The sequence below is a fragment of the Psittacicella hinzii genome, assembly GCF_003585935.1.
GTDB classification, from domain to species: domain Bacteria; phylum Pseudomonadota; class Gammaproteobacteria; order Enterobacterales; family Psittacicellaceae; genus Psittacicella; species Psittacicella hinzii.
The window spans coordinates 1-1,687 of the sequence record NZ_NRJG01000156.1; the positions used below are offsets into that span (position 1 = coordinate 1).

General features: G+C 33.9%; 1 protein-coding gene. It reads left to right on the forward strand.

Features of this window, described 5'->3' with window-relative positions; translation table 11 throughout:
* The first annotated feature begins 386 nt into the window (after nucleotides 1-386).
* Complete coding sequence (gene metK / locus CKF58_RS07230) at nucleotides 387-1,541, forward strand: methionine adenosyltransferase (protein WP_119532440.1); 1,155 nt, start codon at nucleotides 387-389, stop codon at nucleotides 1,539-1,541.
* The last annotated feature ends 146 nt before the right edge of the window (nucleotides 1,542-1,687 follow it).

The following is a 1,687-nucleotide window of genomic DNA, read 5'->3' on the forward strand; positions in this document are numbered from 1 at the left end:
CATTTTTGGGGTACAGCTCATACAAACTATTAATTATTTATTTTTTACTTACTCCCATTTTTTAGACAACCTATTACAGTCGTCTTTAATGTATTATTTTTACCATATTGAAAATCATTAAAAAACGGAGAATTTATTTCTCCGTTTTTTATTCCCCCCCTATAAAGACTTACATTTTATAAGGGTATATCTCTGTCACAACTGATAATTATTGTCTATTCTTTAAATCTTTAATCGAATAGACTGATTTTATGACAAAATTTTTAGAATTTAATTATAGACTTAGAAGATTTTTAATAAAGAGGTTATAATAACTTTTGTAAAAAACTTCCACCTCATTTTTTACAATCGTTTTTTGTGTAACAATTTTCTTAAAGAGAGATCCTATGAGTCAATATTTATTTACTTCAGAATCAGTAAGTGAAGGGCATCCAGATAAAGTTGCTGATTTAATTTCAGATTCAGTATTAGATGCTATTTTAGAACAAGATCCAAAAGCACGTGTTGCTTGTGAATCTTACGTTAAAACCGGTTTAATCTTAGTTGGTGGTGAGATCACAACTTCGGCTTGGGTTGACGTTGAAGAAATTGCGCGTAAAACCGTAATTGATATTGGTTACAATACTTCTGATTTAGGTTTTGATGGTAATACATGTGCGGTATTATCTTGTATCGGTAAACAATCAAGTGATATTAACCAAGGAGTTGACCGCGAAGAAGAATTAAATCAAGGTGCTGGTGACCAAGGTATTATTTTCGGTTATGCTACTGATGAAACAGAAGCTTTCTTACCAGCTCCTATTACTTATGCGCACAAACTAGTAAGACGTCAAGCTGAAACACGTAAATCAGGTAAATTAAGCTGGTTACGTCCAGATGCTAAATCACAAATTACTTTTAAATACCAAGACGATAAAATCGTAGGTATTGATACCGTAGTTCTTTCAACTCAACATAGCCCTGACGTAGATAACAATACTATCCGTGAAGGGGTTATCGAAGAAATTATTAAACCAGTATTACCAGCTGAATGGATTGATAAAGATACACGCTTCTTAATCAACCCAACAGGTCGTTTCGTAATTGGTGGTCCACTAGGTGACTGTGGTCTAACAGGTCGTAAAATTATTGTGGATACTTATGGCGGTGCAGCACGTCACGGTGGTGGTGCATTCTCTGGTAAAGATGCTTCAAAAGTTGACCGTTCAGCAGCTTATGCAGCACGTCATGTAGCTAAAAACATTGTGGCTGCAGGTTTAGCTAAACGTTGTGAAGTACAATTATCTTATGCTATTGGGGTTGCAGAACCAACTTCAATTTTTGTTGAAACCTTTGGTACTGAAGTGATTTCACGTGAACGTATTACGCAATTAGTACGTGAAGTATTTGACTTACGTCCATACGGTATTATTAAAGAATTAGATTTATTAAAACCTGTTTTCCGTAAAACTACTAACTACGGTCACTTTGGTCGTGATGGTTTTACTTGGGAAAGCACTGAAAAAGCTAAATTATTAAAAGAATTAGCTGGTTTAAAATAAACCTTATTTTAAACACTCAAAATAAAGTTAGATTAATGGAAGCTAGGCTTAATGCCTAGCTTTTTTCGATATTTGATTTTTTCAAACAATGAGCTGTACCACACAACTTGCTACAGCTACAACTCCTGTTTATTTTTTACATACTC

Bases quoted from the DNA above. Each gene is read 5' to 3' on its own strand.
- metK (WP_119532440.1), top strand. From the start codon at position 387: ATGAGTCAATATTTATTTACTTCAGAATCAGTAAGTGAAGGGCATCCA.